Annotated in this window: 15 protein-coding genes; 2 read left to right on the top strand and 13 right to left on the bottom strand. The window is 36.3% G+C overall.

Going from position 1 to position 18,888, the window contains the following annotated elements; translation table 11 throughout:
* Positions 1-70 precede the first annotated feature (70 nt).
* Positions 71-1,285, bottom strand: coding sequence for an ROK family transcriptional regulator (locus MHI39_RS05340; RefSeq protein WP_342540835.1), 1,215 nt, complete (start codon positions 1,283-1,285; stop codon positions 71-73).
* A gap of 322 nt (positions 1,286-1,607) precedes the next feature.
* On the opposite strand from MHI39_RS05340, the gene MHI39_RS05335 reads away from it, so the two are divergent.
* Entirely contained in the window at positions 1,608-4,121 is a 2,514-nt protein-coding gene (locus MHI39_RS05335; protein ID WP_342540834.1) for an NEW3 domain-containing protein, read from the top strand.
* 248 nt (positions 4,122-4,369) lie between these two features.
* Here the strand turns inward: MHI39_RS05335 and lacD are convergent, their stop codons facing one another.
* The 12 genes from lacD to xylA all read right to left on the bottom strand — a co-directional run bounded on the left by lacD (position 4,370) and on the right by xylA (position 17,489).
* Entirely contained in the window at positions 4,370-5,362 is a 993-nt protein-coding gene (gene lacD, locus MHI39_RS05330; RefSeq protein WP_058003484.1) for a tagatose-bisphosphate aldolase, read from the bottom strand.
* A gap of 25 nt (positions 5,363-5,387) precedes the next feature.
* Positions 5,388-6,323 carry a tagatose-6-phosphate kinase gene (gene lacC, locus MHI39_RS05325; protein WP_058003483.1) on the bottom strand — a complete coding sequence of 312 codons (936 nt, stop codon included), beginning with the start codon at positions 6,321-6,323 and terminating at the stop codon, positions 5,388-5,390.
* Between the two features lie 22 nt (positions 6,324-6,345).
* A complete protein-coding gene (gene nagA, locus MHI39_RS05320; protein WP_259549136.1) occupies positions 6,346-7,494 on the bottom strand; it encodes an N-acetylglucosamine-6-phosphate deacetylase in 1,149 nt (382 codons plus the stop codon).
* Between the two features lie 783 nt (positions 7,495-8,277).
* Positions 8,278-9,126: a PTS system mannose/fructose/sorbose family transporter subunit IID gene (locus tag MHI39_RS05315; protein WP_259549135.1), complete on the bottom strand. Its 849-nt coding sequence runs from the start codon at positions 9,124-9,126 to the stop codon at positions 8,278-8,280.
* Complete coding sequence (agaW, locus tag MHI39_RS05310; RefSeq protein WP_259549134.1) at positions 9,116-9,913, bottom strand: PTS N-acetylgalactosamine transporter subunit IIC; 798 nt, start codon at positions 9,911-9,913, stop codon at positions 9,116-9,118. Before agaW ends, MHI39_RS05315 begins: the two co-directional genes overlap by 11 nt.
* A 27-nt stretch (positions 9,914-9,940) precedes the next feature.
* Positions 9,941-10,429 carry a PTS N-acetylgalactosamine transporter subunit IIB gene (agaV, locus tag MHI39_RS05305; RefSeq protein WP_071975166.1) on the bottom strand — a complete coding sequence of 163 codons (489 nt, stop codon included), beginning with the start codon at positions 10,427-10,429 and terminating at the stop codon, positions 9,941-9,943.
* Between the two features lie 50 nt (positions 10,430-10,479).
* On the bottom strand, positions 10,480-11,640 hold the full coding sequence (locus MHI39_RS05300; protein WP_342540833.1) for an SIS domain-containing protein: 1,161 nt from the start codon (positions 11,638-11,640) through the stop codon (positions 10,480-10,482).
* A 58-nt stretch (positions 11,641-11,698) separates the two neighbouring features.
* Positions 11,699-12,088, bottom strand: a complete 390-nt coding sequence (agaF, locus tag MHI39_RS05295) for a PTS galactosamine/N-acetylgalactosamine transporter subunit IIA (RefSeq protein ID WP_259549132.1) — start codon at positions 12,086-12,088, stop codon at positions 11,699-11,701.
* Positions 12,089-12,109: 21 nt separating this feature from the next.
* Positions 12,110-12,835: a GntR family transcriptional regulator gene (locus tag MHI39_RS05290; RefSeq protein ID WP_071975169.1), complete on the bottom strand. Its 726-nt coding sequence runs from the start codon at positions 12,833-12,835 to the stop codon at positions 12,110-12,112.
* Positions 12,836-13,167: 332 nt separating this feature from the next.
* Positions 13,168-14,271, bottom strand: a complete 1,104-nt coding sequence (locus tag MHI39_RS05285; protein WP_342540831.1) for an AbrB family transcriptional regulator — start codon at positions 14,269-14,271, stop codon at positions 13,168-13,170.
* 318 nt (positions 14,272-14,589) lie between these two features.
* Positions 14,590-16,089, bottom strand: a complete 1,500-nt coding sequence (xylB, locus tag MHI39_RS05280) for a xylulokinase (RefSeq protein WP_071975171.1) — start codon at positions 16,087-16,089, stop codon at positions 14,590-14,592.
* 59 nt (positions 16,090-16,148) lie between these two features.
* Positions 16,149-17,489, bottom strand: coding sequence for a xylose isomerase (gene xylA, locus MHI39_RS05275; protein WP_251344799.1), 1,341 nt, complete (start codon positions 17,487-17,489; stop codon positions 16,149-16,151).
* 245 nt (positions 17,490-17,734) lie between these two features.
* Here xylA and MHI39_RS05270 point away from each other — a divergent pair, with 245 nt between their 5' ends.
* Positions 17,735-18,880, top strand: coding sequence for an ROK family transcriptional regulator (locus MHI39_RS05270; RefSeq protein ID WP_071975173.1), 1,146 nt, complete (start codon positions 17,735-17,737; stop codon positions 18,878-18,880).
* The last annotated feature ends 8 nt before the right edge of the window (positions 18,881-18,888 follow it).

The raw sequence follows: 18,888 nt of genomic DNA, 5'->3' as shown, positions 1-18,888 counted from the left end.
CGGCAGCACCTTCTCAAGTTCCGTGAAGAAATCCATCCCTTAGAATTGATTTTTCATAGAACTTTTGACACTACCATGAATGTCTTATTATGCTTTCATGTTCCCGTAGGAATAATGAAACAGCTCCCAAAACCCCCGCATTATCGCCTAATTGTGATGGATAAATATCAACTGAGCTAGGAAGGTATTGATCCACAAGTTTACGCACATGAAATAATATCTCCTCAGCTGATTGGGAAACACCACCTCCTAAAATAATTACCTCTGGATTTAACAGGCAAGCAGCATTAACAATGCCAAACCCTAAATGTTCAATTGCTTCATCAATCACTTGCTGTGCAAGTAGATCTCCTGATTTTGCTAGAATAAAGGCATCCTTTGCCGATAGCTCTGTTTCAGTAGCTTTTTTAAATAATGGATGTTCTCTATTCTTTTGGAGTTTCATCGTTAACTGTTTACCAATGGACTTTCCGCCTGCAACACTTTCCAAATATCCATAACGTTGAAACAATGGATGGAAATTTTGCCTCATATCATTTTTGTTGGTGACCATATACCCCATTTCACCTGCTGCATTTGTAGTGCCTCTGTATAGTTGATTATCAATAATGATTCCGCAACCAATACCTGTTCCTACGGATATGAAAAGAACATTCCTTTTATTCTTGGCTCTTCCTAACCATTGTTCGCCGAGTACAGCTACATTCACATCATTATCTATATGAATAGGAAAGGAGAAATACTTCTTTGCCTCACTAATAAATGGGTAGTTCATCCAGTTTAAGCTAGGAGCATCGATAATTAAGCCGTTCACTGTATCTGTTATTCCTGGAACCCCAACCCCCATCCCCAATATTGCTTCTTGTTTAATCCCTGCATGTTTGATCAAGTGATTTAATTTATCACGAATCTGAATTATTAAGCCTTGTTCTAAATATTGATTGGTTGGAAAATGACATTGAGCGACTATTGTTCCAGATAAATCACTGATTACCATTTTTACTTTTGTCCCACCAATATCTATTCCTGCTACATATGCTGCTTGTTCATCGAAATATAATTGAATCGGTCGCCTTCCTCCCTGTGAGGATGCTTCACCATTCCCTTTTTCAACCACCCAATGCTCTTGGATAAGTTCATCGACCAAAATAGAAACAGTCGGTTTACTTATAGAAAGCTTGGCAGAAATTTCTGCCCTTGATATAGGTGCATGTTCCTGTATACATTGAAGCACCCGCTTTTTATTAATTGATTTCATCTGCATCGGCGTTCCTTTAATATCCATTCCATCACTGCCCTAATTATTTTGGTTAGTTAAGTTTACTAATTAATGTAGAATATTATGACCTATTAAAATAAAACCTTTTTATACAAACTATGGTTGTACACCCTTTAAGGATAAATAGAATATGTTAACAGGATGTAATTTATTCAGATTTTTCAAAAAAATAATAGGTATTTACATAACTTGAACTCCATGCTATTTATTATTTAAGCACCGTTTTCTATGTTGGTTAGGAAAATAAACTAACCTACTAATTTCCTAGGTCGAAGGGAGGAATATTAGAGTCACACTAAAAAACACAAATTAGAAAGGGGTTACACGATTGAAAAAGCTCTTATATGCTTTTCTGGCCATTATTTTAGTTGCAGCATTCCTTCCGTTTAAAGGTCATGCAAACGAAGAAAACAATAAGGTGGATCTTGATTTATGGAATGCGGTAAAACCTCTTGAAACTACTGTGACCTTCTTAAATACTGGGGCACATCCTGATGATGAACGCAGTGATTTTTTAGCTTATTTATCAAGGGGTTTAGGTGTAAAAACCTCAAGCCTTATCGCCAATCGTGGTGAAGGTGGGCAAAATGAAATTGGAAATGAGCTTGGAAACGCCTTAGGAATTATCCGATCGCGTGAAATGATCGAAGCGGCAAAAATTACTGGAGTAAAAGCCTACCATTTAAGCGAAACAACCTCTGATGCAATATATGACTTTGGTTTCTCCAAATCTCCTGAAGAAACCTTAAAAAATTGGGGAGAAGATGTGACCTATGAACGACTGATTCGATTTATCCGCACATACCAGCCTGATATTGTCATGCCTTCTTTTAGAAATGTTGATAGCCAACACGGGCACCACCGAACGATGGAAATATTGAGTGAAAGAGCATTTAAAGACGCTGCCGATCCAAAGGTGTTTCCAGATCAATTAAAAGAGGGTTTATCCACATGGCAGATTAAGAAATTTTATTTACCATCCGGTTCAGATGATCCTGTCACCACAACTATTGAAATTGGAGATTATGACCCAATCTATGGAATGACTTATCCACAACTCGGAGAACAATCACGCTATATGCACAAAAGCCAAGGTATGGGATCCGATATTCCAGCAGAACCAAGACAAGTAAAATTAGAACTCCTCTTCTCAACTAAAAATGCCAATGATAGTAGCTCCTTATTTGCTGGTATTCCATATAACTTTGCAGAATGGGCACAAATACTTCCACCAAATGAAAATGATCTTAAAGTCCAATTAGCAAAGCTCCAACAAAACTTAAATTCAATTACCGAATCCTATCCAAGTCGTGCGTCTGTTTTTGATAAAACACAAAAAACACTAAAAGATGTCCGGCAACTACAAAAGAAAATAAAAAATGCAAATTTGAAGGAAGATCTTCAATTAGATTTACTTCATAAACTTTCAATAAAGATCGATCAACTTGAGACTGTTAGTTTTATCTCTTCTAATCTAGAGGTTAAGGCAACTGCTGATTCAACAATATTAACAAAAGGACAAAAAGCAAAGGTTAATGTAAAGGTAAAAAACAACGGAGAAAACAAACTAAATCATCTTGATATCGCCTTAATTACTCCGAAAGGTTGGAAAACAACTTCAAGTAAACAAGCCGATTCGCTCGCCCCTGGCAAAACGTTGAACTTAGCTTTTGAGGTGAATGTTCCGAATAATGCTGAAGAATATCATGCATACAAAGAACCAGCTATTCAAGCATCGATTACATTTAAACAAAATGGAACCGAAACCACCTATGTTCAAGAATTAGAAGGAACGATTGCAGTACTACCTGATATTAGTGCCACTTTATCTCCTGAAAATATTATCGTTAACACAGCAGACATACAGGATGAAATACCTGTTACTGTAAAGCTAAAAAATTACCATGAAGGGAAAGTAACTTCAACCGTTCGCTTAAATATTCCTGTCGGATGGGATGTTCATCCACGTTCTGCTAATGTGAGCCTATCGAAAAAACTAGAAGAAAAAGAAATCACATTTAAGGTCTCACCACCTAAGGAGATTTTAGAAGGAGATTTTCAACTTTCCGCCAAAATTAGTTATGATGGCAAAACATTTGATTCTACTGTACAGGAAATAAACTATGATCATATCGGAACCTTTTATTATCAATATCCGGCTATGGTAAAGGGGGTTGCCTTTGAACTATTAAAACCGACCAAATTAAAAATAGGTTATATCGATAGTGGATTTGATAAAGTTGCTGATTATTTATTGAATGCTGGATTTGACATCACAAAACTAACAGAAGCTGATCTTGCAACGGGTGATTTAAATCAATATGACACGATTGTTACCGGGATACGTGCTTACCTGTCCCGTGACGATTTAGTTAAGCATAATGACCGACTTCTTAAATATGTCGAGGATGGTGGACATTTAGTAGTTCAGTACCATAAACCCGGTGATCGATGGGACCCATTAAAAACCGCTCCATTTAAATTAAAAATTGGCGATCCTTCAATTAGATGGAGGGTTACCGATGAAAACGCAAAAGTTACTGTGACTAAACCAGATTCCCCTTTATTCAATTATCCAAATAAAATAACTGATAATGATTGGAACAATTGGATTCAGGAACGTGGCCTCTATTATCCGATGGAATGGGATAATCAATTCGAAACTTTCGTAAGTATGGCTGATCCAAATGAAGATCCATTTACTGGTGGCATATTAATGGCTAAGTATGGAAAGGGAACATATTTATATACGAATTTAGTCTTCTATCGCCAAATACAGGATCAAGTTCCTGGGGGTTACCGGATTTTTACTAATTTGATTAGTTATGATGACAAGAATTAAATAGACAAAGGGTGCAGCCTTTAGCTGCACCCTTTTACTTCCATCAGGTCATTAATTTACTTGAATGCTAATCATTGAAGGGAACTACTATGCTTATGCCGGTATTTTAGTGAACACTAAGCACACTACTTACACAAAAGCACTAGGTAATCGATGCTGTTTTTGAAAATAGATGAGTCCCATGTTCGCAAACATAATGAATTAACCTATTTTTCCACACATATTGATCTAGTAAATAGATACTTCTACTATTCTTCTTCCACTTTCTCCATCCAAGATTTCGCTGTTCTTTTCAACACAGAATTTAATTCTGTAATATTATTTTTCCCTTCATTCTGCAGCCATTCAACACCTGCATCTTCACCTTGTTCTGCAAAAGGTTCAACACCATTTTTCCATGTTGCACGGCCACATAGGACTCCGTTAAAATCCGCTCCTGCTTGGGCTGCAAATTCTAGTGTTTGACGGAATAATTGTGCACTAACACCGGCACTTAAATAAATATATGGTAAATGTGTCGCTTCACTTTGCTCTTTAAAATACTGAGCAGCTTGTTCCTTCGTATAAATGAATTCGCCCTCTGTAAAGCCTTCTACAAAATTCATATTAACAGGTACTTCTACCTTCAATACATCTACTTGATATCTTTCCTTAGAGAACTCTTTCATCATATCATTGACTTTATGTGGTTTTATTTTCGCGTAGTCATGACCTTTAACATCCTCAATATTCGCATCATATGAAACAAGTTCTAGGAAAAAGGGGATATCTTCCGCTACACATTCTGAGCCTAGGCGTTCAACAAATGCATGTTTCAAATCATTAATTTCTTTAGCTTCATCTACATCATAATATAGTAAAAATTTAATCGCATCTGCGCCTTCTTCTTTCAATCTTTTAACTGACCATTCCTCTAATAGATCTGGCAAACGTCCGGGTTTTGTTGCATCATAGCCTGTTTTCTCATAGGCTAACAGCAATCCAGCTTGTTCATCTCTTTCCTTTGCAGCAGGCAATCCGTATTCTGGATCTAATAGAATCGAAGAAGAGTATTTCGTTAATTCACGACTAACGACTTTTTTAAATTCGATGATCCCTTGATCCCCAATCCCGTTTGTGCTGGCATTACTTATCATTTTCTTTAATGATCCACGTTGATCAATCGCCAATGCGCCGATAATTCCATTTTCATCAGATAATCGTTTCATTGCTGCCATTTTATTTTTCGTTAATTTTAACATCTTTGTTTCTCCCTCTCTGATGGTTTTAATCTACTTTACATATTTCAATTTCATTAAAAATTTGATCAAATTTTTCACTATTGACGAAGCCTGTTTGTGATTCCATCGTGTTTAAAACCCCTGCTGTCATCGCTGTTTTCATTAACTCCTCGCGTGACTTCTTTTGTAAAATAGATACCGCCAAGCCAGCAACAACAGAATCCCCAGAACCGACAGGATTCACCACATTAATCTTAGGTATCTTTACTAAAAAATGTTCTTGATTGTGCTTTACGAAAGCTCCTTGTGCTCCCATTGAAACGACAATCCATTGGATCCTCGCAAATAACGGATGCTCGAGGGCCTTTTTCAGTTGATCTCCAGCCGTTATCTTTATTTCTAATAATTGATTCAACTCATCGATATTAGGCTTAATCGCAAATGGCCTAGCTTCTTGAAATTGCAATACATCCTTTAATACCCCACCAGAACAATCGAGAATGACAGGAATTTGTTTCGTCTCTGCTATTCGAATCATTTCGCAATAAATGGATGCATCTAACCCTTTTGGCAAACTACCTGAAATTGTTACAACCTCTGCCTTCTCTAACAATTGTTGATAATGGTTTAGAAAATCATCACCTTCATTACGAGAAAATTGTGGTCCCGCTTCTAAAATTTCCGTTTGATTCCCCTCGTGAAGGATCGCTATACAGTTTCTAGATTCTTGATCTGTTTTTAAAAAATTATGATCGATCCCATCCTGATCTAATTGATTTTCAATGAATGAACCAATCGTTCCACCTAATATTCCTGTAGCGACTACAGGGGAATGCAATAAATGAATGACCCTAGCAACATTCAACCCTTTGCCACCGGCTGTTTTCATGACAGTTGAAACACGGTTAATATCATTTAGCTTAAAATCTTCTAATTTATATGAAATATCTACAGACGGGTTCATCGTCACACTAACTATCATTGAATGACTCCCTTTTTGTCTTTTATATTTGGTATTTGCATACACCATTTATATAGGTAGCTTCTAGTTCCATATTTTTATTTAAAACAATAAAATCTGCTTCCCTACCTGGAAGTATCGAGCCACATTGATCATCTATATGGCAGCTGACCGCGGGAACAAACGAAGCCATTTTTATCGCTTTCTCTGGTGTAGCAATTCCCCATTCCACTACATTACGAATCGCCTCATTAAGTTTTAAAATACTTCCTGCTAGGCTACCACTCTCTAAAGTTGCTGTACCGTTTTTCACAATTACAGGGAATTCTCCTAATTTATAGTTTCCATCTTGCATCGCTCCGGCACGCATACAATCGGTAATCATTGCTACACGATCACGGCCCCGAACATCCATTAGTATTTTTGCCGCTAAAGGATGGACATGATGGCCATCACAGATTAATTCAGCAAATACTTTTTCCAAAGTCATGGCCGCTCCAACCATTCCAAGCTCGCGAGACTTCAAAGGGCTCATTCCGTTATAGGTATGAACAAAGACAGAAGCGCCGTTTTCTACAATCTCTTTCGCCTGTTCATAGGTGGCGCTACTATGACCTAAGGCAACGACCACTCCTTGTTCCGTCACTTTTTTAACAAATTCGGCCACTCCTTCTCTCTCAGGAGCTAAGGCTATTTTTTTTATAAGTCCTCCAGATAGCTGTTGCCACTTTCCAAAAACTTCTATATCAGGATCAGAGAAATAGTTAGGATTTTGTGCCCCTTTATGTTCTTCGGTAAAAAAAGGGCCTTCTAAATAAATCCCTTGAATTTTTGCACCTGTCACCTTTTGATAATGTTTTCCTATTGTTTCAACTACTTGGTTAATGAGCTCAATTGGAGCGGTCAACGTAGTGGGTAAAAAAGAAGTAACTCCACAAGCTAAAAGACCTTCCGATATCGCCTTAATACCTGCAAAATCATTGTCCATGACATCATGGTTTAGTAATCCATGAATATGTGTATCTACTAAACCTGGCGCAATCCATTTTCCTTTATAATCTATGATTTGAGATGGATCATTTGGTGGTGTTTTTTGATAGCTTCCAAACCTTCCATCAATAATCTCTAAATAGCCTTCGCCTTCAACAGAATCCTTTAAAAAGAATTGATCTGCATGAATATAGCTTTTCATTTTTAAGCCTTCTTTCATTCTTTAAAAACTAAAAAGCATTCTTCTTTATGATTTGATTACCGCTTTATTGTTTTTTCTCGTACTGGGGAATTATGCACTCGCTTTGGTTACCCTACACACCTGGTTTCCTCTATTTAAGTAACCTTTCACTCGCTTTAGTTACCCTAATCACTTCGTTTCCTCTATTTAAGTAACCTTTCGCTCGCTTTAGTTACCCTACACACCTGGTTTCCTCTATTTAAGTAACCTTTCGCTCGCTTTGGTTACCCTACACAACTGGTTTCCTCTATTTAAGTAACCTTTCCCTCGCTTTAGTTACCCTACACACCTGGTTTCTTCTATTTAAGTAACCTTTCCCTCGCTTTAGTTACCCTACACACTTCGTTTCCTCTATTTAAGTAACCTTCCGCTCGCTTTAGTTACCCTACACACCTGGTTTCCTCTTTTTAAGTAACCTTTCGCTCACTTTGGTTATCCTACACACTTCGTTTCCTCTATTTAAGTAACTATTCGCTCGCTTTAGTTACCCTACACACCTGGTTTCCTCTTTTTAAGTAACCTTTCCCGCGCTTTAGTTACCCTACACACCTGGTTTCCTCTTTTTAAGTAACCTTTCGCTCACTTTTGTTACCCTAAACACTTAGTTTCCTCTATTTAAGTAACCTTACTTCCTCTTTAGTTACCCTAAACCCGCGCTTTCCACATCTCGGGCGCTTTAGCAACAGTGACATCTCACCTTGTAAAAAGGAAAAGACCTATCATCTTTTCCTTTTATAACTCCAGTTAGAATAGTTTGAAAAAGCTTCCTACTAGACCAATAACGACGGTTACAGCGATTAAAGTTAACGGTGATTTTCCTTTTTTCAACATCCAATAACAGAAGAAGGTATAAAGCAAAGGTAATAATTGAGGCATAATTTTATCTAGTACGCCTTCCTGCAAGGCTACTTTAATATCTCCGGCATGGATGGTGACCCCTAATTTGAAATTAATATAGGTTGCCACCAAGGCCCCTATTACCGTCAATCCGACGATTGATGCTGCACGTGAAATTTTCTTCGTGCTTTCTTTCAATTTCACAATCGCTTTCTTTCCTGTATTGTATCCGTAATGCATTAAACCAAATACAAGGCCGAAGTGAACAATATTAAAGGCAATGATAAACAATAATGGTCCTAGTAGATTGCCATCTGCGGCTAAAGAAGCACCAATACCGGCGGTAATTGGAAGCAATGTTAACCAGAATAACGCATCCCCGATCCCTCCAAGTGGCCCCATCATGGCGATCTTAATTCCGCGAATTGTATCACGGCGTTCCTTATTTTCTTCCATCGCTAAAATGACCCCTTGAACAAAAGTCACTAAAAATGGATGGGTATTAAAAAATTGCAAATGGTCCAATAGTGAAGACTTTAAATCATCCTTATTTTTATGTATCTTTTTAAGGCCAGGAATTAAGCTATATGTCCAGCCTCCACCTTGCATCCGTTCATAGTTAAAGGAAGCTTGTAGAAATAATGAACGCCATGCCATTTTATTGAGATCTTTCTTCGTTAAGACTTTTTCGACGGTAGGATCATGATATTCATTTTGGATTAGTAACTCTCGATTAATTTCTTGTTTAGATGCCATTGCTATAATCCTCCTCCAAGTCTTCTTTTATAGGTGCTGAACTCCCTTTATCAGAGTCATCCGATTTTCCACTTGAAATAAAGAAGTCATATGCAGCAATTGCTATACCAATAACTGCTATTGCTAAAATTGGTAGTTTTAAATATGCTGCAATAATAAACCCGATTGCAAAAAATGGAGCGTAAGAAACTTTCCACATAATTTTTAATAACATTGCGAAACCAACAGCTGGCATAATTCCTCCAGCAACACTTAACCCATTAATCAACCATTTCGGTAATGCGTTAACAACTGCCTCTGCTTGATCTGCCCCAAAATAAATTGGTAAAAAGGAAATAATGAAGTAAAAAACAAATAGAATAACGGGACCTAAGTAATTGAGTCGATCGATCCCCTTCGTATTCCCCTCTATTGCCAACTGATCCATTTTGTGCATGATTGGTGAATAAGCAGTAAATAGCAAAGTAATTAATCCTTGTACGGCAACTGCAAAAGGTACGGCGACCCCAACAGCAATACTAGCTTCTTGATGTGCTAAAATCGCAAAAGCCGTTCCAATAATCCCACCAATAACTACATTCGGCGGCTGTGCACCTGCGAGCGGTACCATTCCAGCCCAAACTAATTCGAGTGTTGCCCCTGCCATTAAACCTGTTTGCCAATCTCCTAAAATTAAACCAACCACTAAACCTGTAAAAATAGGCCGATGAATATGAGTCAATCCATTATACAGATCAATCCCTGCAATACCTGCCCATATCCCTATTAACAAGGCTTGAATTAACATGGTTCTTTCCCCCAGTATTTATCAAGATTATGCATTCTTCAAAAGATCCATCATATCTCTTCCACGTTCACTTGGAATTCCACGAACATCTAATTTAATTCCCAACTTATCTAGTTCTTTAAATGTATCGATATCATCTTGGTCCACTGAAACAGTTGCAGATAGCTGTTTCTTCCCTTCAGCAAAATGCATATTACCAACATTAATTTCTTTAATTGGCACTCCACCTTTAACAAGCTTTAAAGCGTCCTGCGGAGTTTTGATAACTAATAAGATTTTTTGGTGAGGTGCAGCTTTACCAATAATTTTGATTGTTTTTTCAATCGTAAAGAAACGAGCTTGAACAGTATCTGGCAACACCATTTCCATTAAGCTTTGTTGTACTGTATCTGTAGAAACCTCGTCATTCGCAACAACGACAAGATTTGCTCCTAGTGTATTTGTCCACGTAACCCCTACCTGTCCGTGAACTAAGCGATTGTCAATTCGTGTGGCTAAAATATTGGGTGTACTCATTGATTATTCCCACTTTCTTTTTATTATTTTTGAAATGAAGAAAAAACAGATTATCCTTGATAGTCATGAATCGTAACACCTTTTACTACTCGGTTAACGGTTCCAGTTGCCGAAGGAGTATCAGGTGTATTACCAACTTTTAATGAAGCTATAATCGAAACGGTTTGAGCGAACATTATATAAGGAAATGCTAAATAGATATCATCCAAGTCTTTTCCATCGGAAAACGCGAAGCATTCACCTGAGTAATTTGTTTCTTGATCAACTGAAATACTGACAATGACATCAGTAATCCCATCTCTCTTAATTTCTTCTAAAATATCTAAATCATATTTCCTTGTATATTCATCATTTGATGTGAAAACAAAAACTGCAGTATGTTCATTCACAAATGATTTAGGACCATGGCGGAAACCTAGAGATGAATCAAAGTTGGTCACATATTGTCCAGCTGTTAATTCTAAAACCTTTAATTGCGCTTCTCTAGTTAATCCAGCTAAGCTGCCAGAACCTAAATAAACAATACGATTAAAGTCCCTATTTATAATGTTTTGAATTTTATCTTCATTTTTTATGACATGGTTGCCCATCTCAATCATTTGTTCGACAAATGCTTGCTTTTGTTCTACACTGTGTCGATCAAAAATTAATAATGTGCTTAACATCATACATGTAAAGCTTCCGGTCATCGCAAAGCCTTGATCATTTGATTTAGGAGGCATTAATAATAAAAACGAATGGTTTCCCTTTGTTTGCTGTGCTAATTTTCCTGTTTCTGCACATGTGATATTTAGTTGATAAAATTGATCAACCAATTGTTTCCCTAACTCTACTGCTGCAATACTCTCTGGACTATTTCCACTTCTCGCGAATGAGACAAGTAAGGTTGGAGCATCCTTTTTATATGAATCATAAGGATTTGAGACGATATCCGTTGTTGGAATACTTTCTAGTGAAAAGTGATTTTCATCCACTTTATTTTTTAAATAGGTTAATAGAGTATCGCCTACATAAGCGGATGTGCCCGCACCAGTGAAGATCACTCTTACTCTTCCAAGTGCACGAAGCTGATCTAAAAATTGATCAATATTTTCCTTTTCCTTCAAATAAATTTCTAATGTTTCTTTCCATAACATAGGTTGCTGCTTAATTTCATTACTTGTTATTTTTGCCCCTAATCGTTCCAGTTCCTGTTCAGATAAATGAAACATATTAATCCCCTTTCTTAACGCTGGATATGACGTTACTACCAGTTAATATTAAAAAAAATTATTTTACTTTAAAAACCTTCATACCTTCTTTTCCAGATTGCATAATTTCTTCCATAAATTCATCGATTGATACATTTCTTTTGAAACAGCTATCTAGAAGTAGTGGAGCATTTGTTCCTGATAAAACCCTTACATTTCCATGTACAACTGATAGTTTAGCAGATTCATTGAAAGGTGTTCCCCCTGCAATATCAGTAAAAACAACAATATCCTTTAAGGATGATAAGTTTTGGATCGCTCCCTCAAGCCTAGTTGCTAAAGTATCTGCGGACATGCCTTCCTCATAATCAATGATTTCAAAATTCTCTTGTTCACCCGCAATTAATTTGATGGATGAATATAAACCCGATGCAAAATGACCATGTCCACTTAATATGATTCCAATCATGCTGTTCAACTCCTTAATTTCTTATCTAATATGTCTAATTTTGTAAATAAATTGATCACTTCTTGCAATACTTAGTGTAAATTCAATCACTTGATTTGCAGTATTATATGTGGTGCGCACTAAACGCAAGCAAGCAGAATCTGTTGGTACTTGTAGAATCTGTGCCTCTTTAAGTGGGACTATACTTGCCGAGAATTCCTCATCAGCTGCTTTCACGACTTCTCCAAAATCCTCTTTAAAAATTTCATATAAAGGTTTTATCTTTACTAATTCTTCTGTTAAACTCGAAAACTTTTTAAAAGGGATATAACTAGTTTCAACCATCATCGGAATCTCATCTGCAAGTCTTAAACGAATAATCTTGAAAACATCCTCCCCAATCGTTAAACCGATATGCTTGGCGAGATATTCATTGGCTTCAATTACATCATAGGAAAGTACGTCAGTCTTTGGAACCCTCCCAATTTTCCTCATATGATCGGTAAAACTATAGCTTTCCATTAGATTTTGCTTATTTTCACCAAGGGTAGCAACAAAGGTTCCTTTACCATGCTTTTTATAGATATAACCCATCTTTTCCAGCTCAGCCATTGCCAATCTAACCGTCGTTCGACTCACATTATATTTTGTCGAAATTTCCCTCTCCGACAACATTTGATCATGTGGTTTCATACTTTCCTTAATCTGCTTCCCTAATAAATCAACTAGTTGATAATATAACGGGACTTTACTTTCACTACTAAGCACTCATTTCGACTCCTTATAAGCTTTTGAACTGGTTACCACCTCTTGAATAAAATATAACTCTGATTGTTTTCAATTGTCAATGATTTTCTTGTAACCCTTTTCAATATATTGACTATTATTAATTTTATAAACTACCAACACAGCCTTTCAATAATTAATAAAGTATGACAAAATACTACAAAAAAAGATTCAGAGTCTGCTCTGAATCCTTTAATCGCTACAATAGATGATACTTACATATTTACACTTCAAATTTGATTTAGTGAATTCCTTCTTAATCTAGTAAAGGATTGATAGATTTCATAAGCAAACCGATAAGTAGTCTTAGCCTATCAATCACTATTCATCTTCTTCCGATAATAATAGGTTAATAGCCATTTTAACAATGGAGGGACAGCAAAGAAAATAAATAAGATCCGGAATAATTGATAACCAGTTACAATTGACAAATCTGCATGAACTTCATGAGCAATGATCCCCATTTGATCCATTCCACCTGGTGCTGAACTTAGGAATGCAGTAATTGGAGAAATCGGATGTAGGTTTGCCAAAAAGAAACTTAGACCGATTGAAGCTAGTATGAGAACAGATCCACTGATCAAGGAGAAAATGATGATTTTCACTTTATTTGTTAATTGTTCTGGCTTCATCAATGTCCCAATATATCCTCCCATAAAAAATTGCGATATGTCTACTATCGTTGATGGAAGACTTGGTCCATGTAACCCTCCAATATTTAGTATGGCTGTACCAATAATTGGTCCAAGCATGTAAGCGGTTGGCAATTTAATTTTCTTGCCTATAATAGCGAAAATCACGCAAACAATGGTGAAAATAATGATATTCGGAAAAAGTTCAGCCCATTGTGGTTTGATTTTCGTTAATGATCCAGTTAAATGAAAAACCTCTCCTCCAGAAAACATAGGGCTGATTACTAGAAGCGGGACAACAAAAATAATCATCATTAACCTAGTTACCTGGAGAAACGTTACTATCGTTAAATCAATTCCTTTCATTTCCTCGCCTAACGTAATCATCTGGGATAATCCACCTGGGATACTACCTGCTAAAATAGTTGGATAATCAATCTTAGTTAACTTTGAAATAAGTAGAGCAAATAACGCACTAAATGATACGATTAAAACGGTCATTAGAAGCATGGATGGTGATTGATGAATAATTTGGATTAATGCATCCTTTGTAAATGAAAGTCCAATCGTATATCCAACAATAATTAAGCCTATATTCCGGATATGTACTGGCCAATAAGGAGTGAACTTCCCTGTCCTTGATAGAAGGAAAATCACCACCATGGGACCTAGGAGCCAAGGTATCGGCATATGAATATAGTTAAATACTAACCCGCCTAATGCCGCTACAACAAATGAATATAAGAGTTGAATCGATTTATTCTTACTATTTAATTGTTTTTCCATGTTAAAACCTTCTTGACATTGATTTTATTCCTTTTAATCTTATGTTACGGAATACGAAATATCAATGCATAATACCTAGATTAATTATAAGTAGCCTATATTAATGAAATAAGCATACATAATAATGAGTCTAGCCGTAGCCCTTTATTATAGCCAAACATCTATTCATTCACTTTATTTGCGGTTATCAATTCACCTTTGAAAATATTTATACTAGTTGGGGGAGATAAATTGGATTCGGTCCATCATTGAAGGTAATGGCGATTATTCTTTTAGAGTGAGTAGCCTCATGAATTAAACTACCTCCATGCATATTAATTACCTTCTAAATTCATATAGCTGTTCATTTAGAATCTTCGTTTGTGAATATATTTTTTTATAAAGAATAAATAAATTTTTATATGCTTCCACATTTTCATTATTAGGAAGATACGTCTTTGCAGTTTCAATGAATACCTCACTGCATGCTTTCAGTGATGGAAACCATCCACAGCCATATGCCGCTAGCATTGCTGCCCCCATTCCTGGTCCTTGTTCACTTGTTAATTTTACAATTTTTGTATTAAAAATATCAGCTTGCATTTGTAACCATACATCATTTTTGGCACCTCCGCCGATAGATACGATGGTATCAATGATCTTTCCACTATTCTTAAATATCTCAATGGATTCATTTAAAGAGAAGGTTATTCCTTCAAGAACGGAACGAACAAAGTGCTTACTTTCATGGGAAGCATCGATCCCGATGAAGCTTCCACGAATCATTGAATCTGCATGTGGTGTCCGCTCACCGACTAAATAAGGTGTAAAAAGTAGACCATTTGAACCCACTGGTATCTCTTCTACACCATGTAAAAGTTCTTCAAAACCTGCCCCATCTGCAAATGTTTTTTTAAACCAGCTTAAACTATATCCTGCGGCTAAAGTAACTCCCATTGTATAAAATGAATTTTCTTCTCCATGGTTAAAATAGTGAACCTTGCCTCCAAAATCCTGGTCATTACGACTTTCATAAGATAACACCACACCAGATGTCCCAATACTGCATAATGTCTTTCCTTCTGATAAAATCCCTGCCCCAATGGCCCCGCAAGCATTATCTGCTCCACCCGCGAAAACCTTAGTAGATGGGGATAATCCAGTTAGTCTTGCCCATTCATCGGAGATAAGGCCAACACATTCATGTGACTCTACTATTGGTGGGCAGAAACCGGGAGGCAAATTAAATATTTCGAGAAGTTCTGGACTCCATTCTCGCTTACTAACATTTAAAAGCAAAGTTCCTGCTGCATCCGAATATTCCGTATGGATCTTGCCGGTCATACGATATCGTAAATAATCCTTAGGTAGCACAAATACATGAGTCTTGGCAAATGTATCAGGCTCATTTTCTTTTACCCAAAGAATTTTAGGTAATGTAAACCCCTCTAATGCGGGATTCTTAGTAATTTCTAATAGACGCTGTTTTCCAACAATTTCATAGATTTCTTGACATTGCTTGGTCGTCCTAGTATCATTCCACAAAATTGCATTTCTTAGAATATGATGTTCCTGATCTAATAAAACAAGTCCATGCATTTGCCCGGAAAAACTAATACCCTCAATGTCTTTGATGTCACCTTGGAATTTTTGAATAAGCTCTGATAATCCTTCTAATGTTTTTTCGACCCATTCTTCGGGATTTTGTTCACTATATCCTGATTTAGGCTGTATTAAAGGATAGGATTTGGACACTTCATCACACACTTCACCTGTATGATTAACTAGTAATATTTTCACAGCACTTGTCCCTAAATCAATTCCAATTACATATTTCAACATCAAGTCACCCTTTCTATAAAAATGTGCTGGACAAATAAACTTCCAGCACATTGCCTTTAAACATTTATTTTTTTAGATAGTGAGAGTGTTTCTAACAAATATTGATTAATTAATGCTTTTATACGTTCGGTACGACCGGATTGATTTTTGAGTTCCGATAATTTTAATGCATATTCCTCTAACTGACGAAAGTTTGTTTTACCTTCTACTATCTCCAGGCCAATACCATAGGTATAGCTGCTATATCGGTCACTAATCAAATCATCTAAAACTTTATCTGAAATCAATTGATTTGCGACTTTTAGCCCGATGGCAAAGCTATCCATCCCAGCAATGTGGGCATGGAACAGATCATCTGGCTCAAAGGATCCTCTTCTTACCTTCGCGTCAAAGTTTAATCCACCTTTTCCTAATCCACCATTTTTTAAAATTTCATACATAGCTAATGTTGTAGAATACAGGTCTGTTGGAAATTCATCTGTGTCCCATCCTAGAAGTGGATCTCCTTGGTTTGCATCCACTGATCCAAGCATTCCATTGATTCTTGCGACCCTTAGTTCATGCTCGAACGTATGACCAGCAAGTGTAGCATGATTTGCTTCAATATTAAACTTAAAATAATCTTGTAAGTCATATTTTTGCAAAAATGCTAGACCCGTTGCCACATCAAAATCATATTGATGCTTTGTTGGTTCTTTTGGTTTTGGTTCAATCAAAAATTGCCCAACAAAGCCAATTTCCTTTGCATAATCAACTGCCATATGGAAAAAGCGGGCTAAGTTATCTTGTTCAAGCCTCATATCTGTATTTAACAGCGTTTCGTAGCCTTCACGTCCACCCCAGAATACATAGTTTTCAGCACCGAGCTCTTGCGCTACTTCTAAACCTTTTTTTACCTTAGCAGCTGAATAGGCAAAAACATCAGCATTACAAGATGTAGCGGCCCCATGTGTATATCTTGGGTGAGTGAACATATTAGCCGTATTCCATAGTAATTTTGTTTTACTTGTTTTCATATATTCCTTCAACATATTAACGATCACATCTAGATTTTCATTTGTTTCTTTTAATGTTCGTCCTTCTGGAGCAATATCAACATCATGGAAACAGAAGAATGGGGAATTTATTTTTTCAAAAAATTCAAAAGCAGCCTCCACCCGTGCCTTTGCTAAATCCATGCCTGTTAGATGATTCCATGGACGTATTGCTGTTCCAACACCAAAGGGATCGGAACCATCTGCTGTAAAAGTGTGCCAATATGCTACTGAAAAGCGCAATATCTCTTCCATCGTTTTTCCGCCAATGATTTCTTGTGGATTATAATATTTAAAAGCTAAAGGACTTTTTGAAGTGGCACCTTCATATTGAATCTGATCTACATTCGAAAAATACGTCATATGTGGTTTCCTCCAATCAAAATGAATTAAGTCTTAATAATGTTTGCTAAAGATAGATAATAGACTAAATATTACGAATAATTATAACAATCGCTAGTTAGTTTGTCTATTAAACAAACTAATTTTTATATAATTATTACTTATATTTTCTTGATTAATTTTCTATTATCAGAAAAACTTTGGATATCGAATAAACTATATTTATGTTAGAATAAATCCACTTAGCACATTAAGGAGACGAAACCATGTCACAATCCACTTGGAATCAACGAGTTGTTAAAAGAAACAATAAATCGATTGTTTTGCAAATGATTATGGAGCAGGAACCATTGTCTAGGGCAGATATCGCACAAAGAACAGGACTAAATAAAGCAACAGTTTCCTCCCTTGTAAATGAATTATTAATGGAAGAGTTAATCTATGAATCTGGCCCTGGGGAATCAAGTGGGGGACGTAGGCCTGTCATTCTCCACTTTAATAAAGCAACAGGATATTCAATAGGTATTGATATTGGTGTGAATTTTATTCTAGGTGTTTTAACCGATTTAAATGGAACGATTATTTATGAAAAAAGTCTATTCATTCATGATACTGACTTTTCAGTTGTATTGGAGCTTGTGAAAAAGATGATTTTTTCTTTAAAAGAACAAACTCCAGAAAGTAGATATGGAATAATTGGAATTGGAATAGGGGTTCCAGGTATTGTTGATAAACAAGGTACGGTTTTACTTGCTCCAAATTTAGGATGGAAGAATGTTTCCTTTAAAGAAGCATTTGAGAATGAATTTAACCTTCCCGTTATCGTAGAAAATGAAGCAAACGCTGGAGCTTACGGAGAAAAATGTTTTGGAGAGGGACAAAATTCCCAAAATATGATTTATGTTAGCGCAGGAATTGGAATTGGAGTAGGTATCATCCTCAATGGTGAGCTTTATCGAGGAAAAAATGGTTATTCTGGAGAAATGGGACATATGATTATTGAAGTAAATGGCAAGCTATGCAGATGTGGTAGTAATGGGTGCTGGGAAGCATATGCTTCTGAATATGCCTTGCTTAATAATGCAAAACAAAAGGATGCCACACTAGAATCTTTAATCAATTTAGCTGCTGCAGATGATGAGGATGTGCTTAAATTATTTGAGAGAATAGGCAATTATCTTGGTTTCGGGATGAATAATATTATTAATACATTTAACCCTGAAATGATCATTATTGGAAATCGATTAGCCAAAGCCAAAAAATGGATTGAACACCCCATTTATCATACCATTAAAAATCATACACTATCGTTTCAACAGAACGATTTACAATTAGTTATTTCCAATCAATATAAATATTCTACTGCCCTTGGAATGAGCTCCTTTGCAGTTGAAAAGTTTATAAAAGCTTAACCCTCAAC

The sequence above is a fragment of the Heyndrickxia sp. FSL K6-6286 genome (assembly GCF_038630395.1).
GTDB lineage: Bacteria > Bacillota > Bacilli > Bacillales > Bacillaceae_C > Heyndrickxia > Heyndrickxia oleronia.
This window is presented reverse-complemented; position numbering and strand designations above follow the sequence as displayed.

Coding starts and splice junctions, on each gene's coding strand:
- MHI39_RS05340 (WP_342540835.1), bottom strand. CDS start 1,285: ATGGATATTAAAGGAACGCCGATGCAGATGAAATCAATTAATAAAAAG.
- lacD (WP_058003484.1), bottom strand. CDS start 5,362: ATGTTAAAATTAACGAAAAATAAAATGGCAGCAATGAAACGATTATCT.
- lacC (WP_058003483.1), bottom strand. CDS start 6,323: ATGATAGTTAGTGTGACGATGAACCCGTCTGTAGATATTTCATATAAA.
- nagA (WP_259549136.1), bottom strand. CDS start 7,494: ATGAAAAGCTATATTCATGCAGATCAATTCTTTTTAAAGGATTCTGTT.
- MHI39_RS05315 (WP_259549135.1), bottom strand. CDS start 9,126: ATGGCATCTAAACAAGAAATTAATCGAGAGTTACTAATCCAAAATGAA.
- agaW (WP_259549134.1), bottom strand. CDS start 9,913: ATGTTAATTCAAGCCTTGTTAATAGGGATATGGGCAGGTATTGCAGGG.
- agaV (WP_071975166.1), bottom strand. CDS start 10,429: ATGAGTACACCCAATATTTTAGCCACACGAATTGACAATCGCTTAGTT.
- MHI39_RS05300 (WP_342540833.1), bottom strand. CDS start 11,640: ATGTTTCATTTATCTGAACAGGAACTGGAACGATTAGGGGCAAAAATA.
- agaF (WP_259549132.1), bottom strand. CDS start 12,088: ATGATTGGAATCATATTAAGTGGACATGGTCATTTTGCATCGGGTTTA.
- MHI39_RS05285 (WP_342540831.1), bottom strand. CDS start 14,271: ATGGAAAAACAATTAAATAGTAAGAATAAATCGATTCAACTCTTATAT.
- xylA (WP_251344799.1), bottom strand. CDS start 17,489: ATGACGTATTTTTCGAATGTAGATCAGATTCAATATGAAGGTGCCACT.
- MHI39_RS05270 (WP_071975173.1), top strand. CDS start 17,735: ATGTCACAATCCACTTGGAATCAACGAGTTGTTAAAAGAAACAATAAA.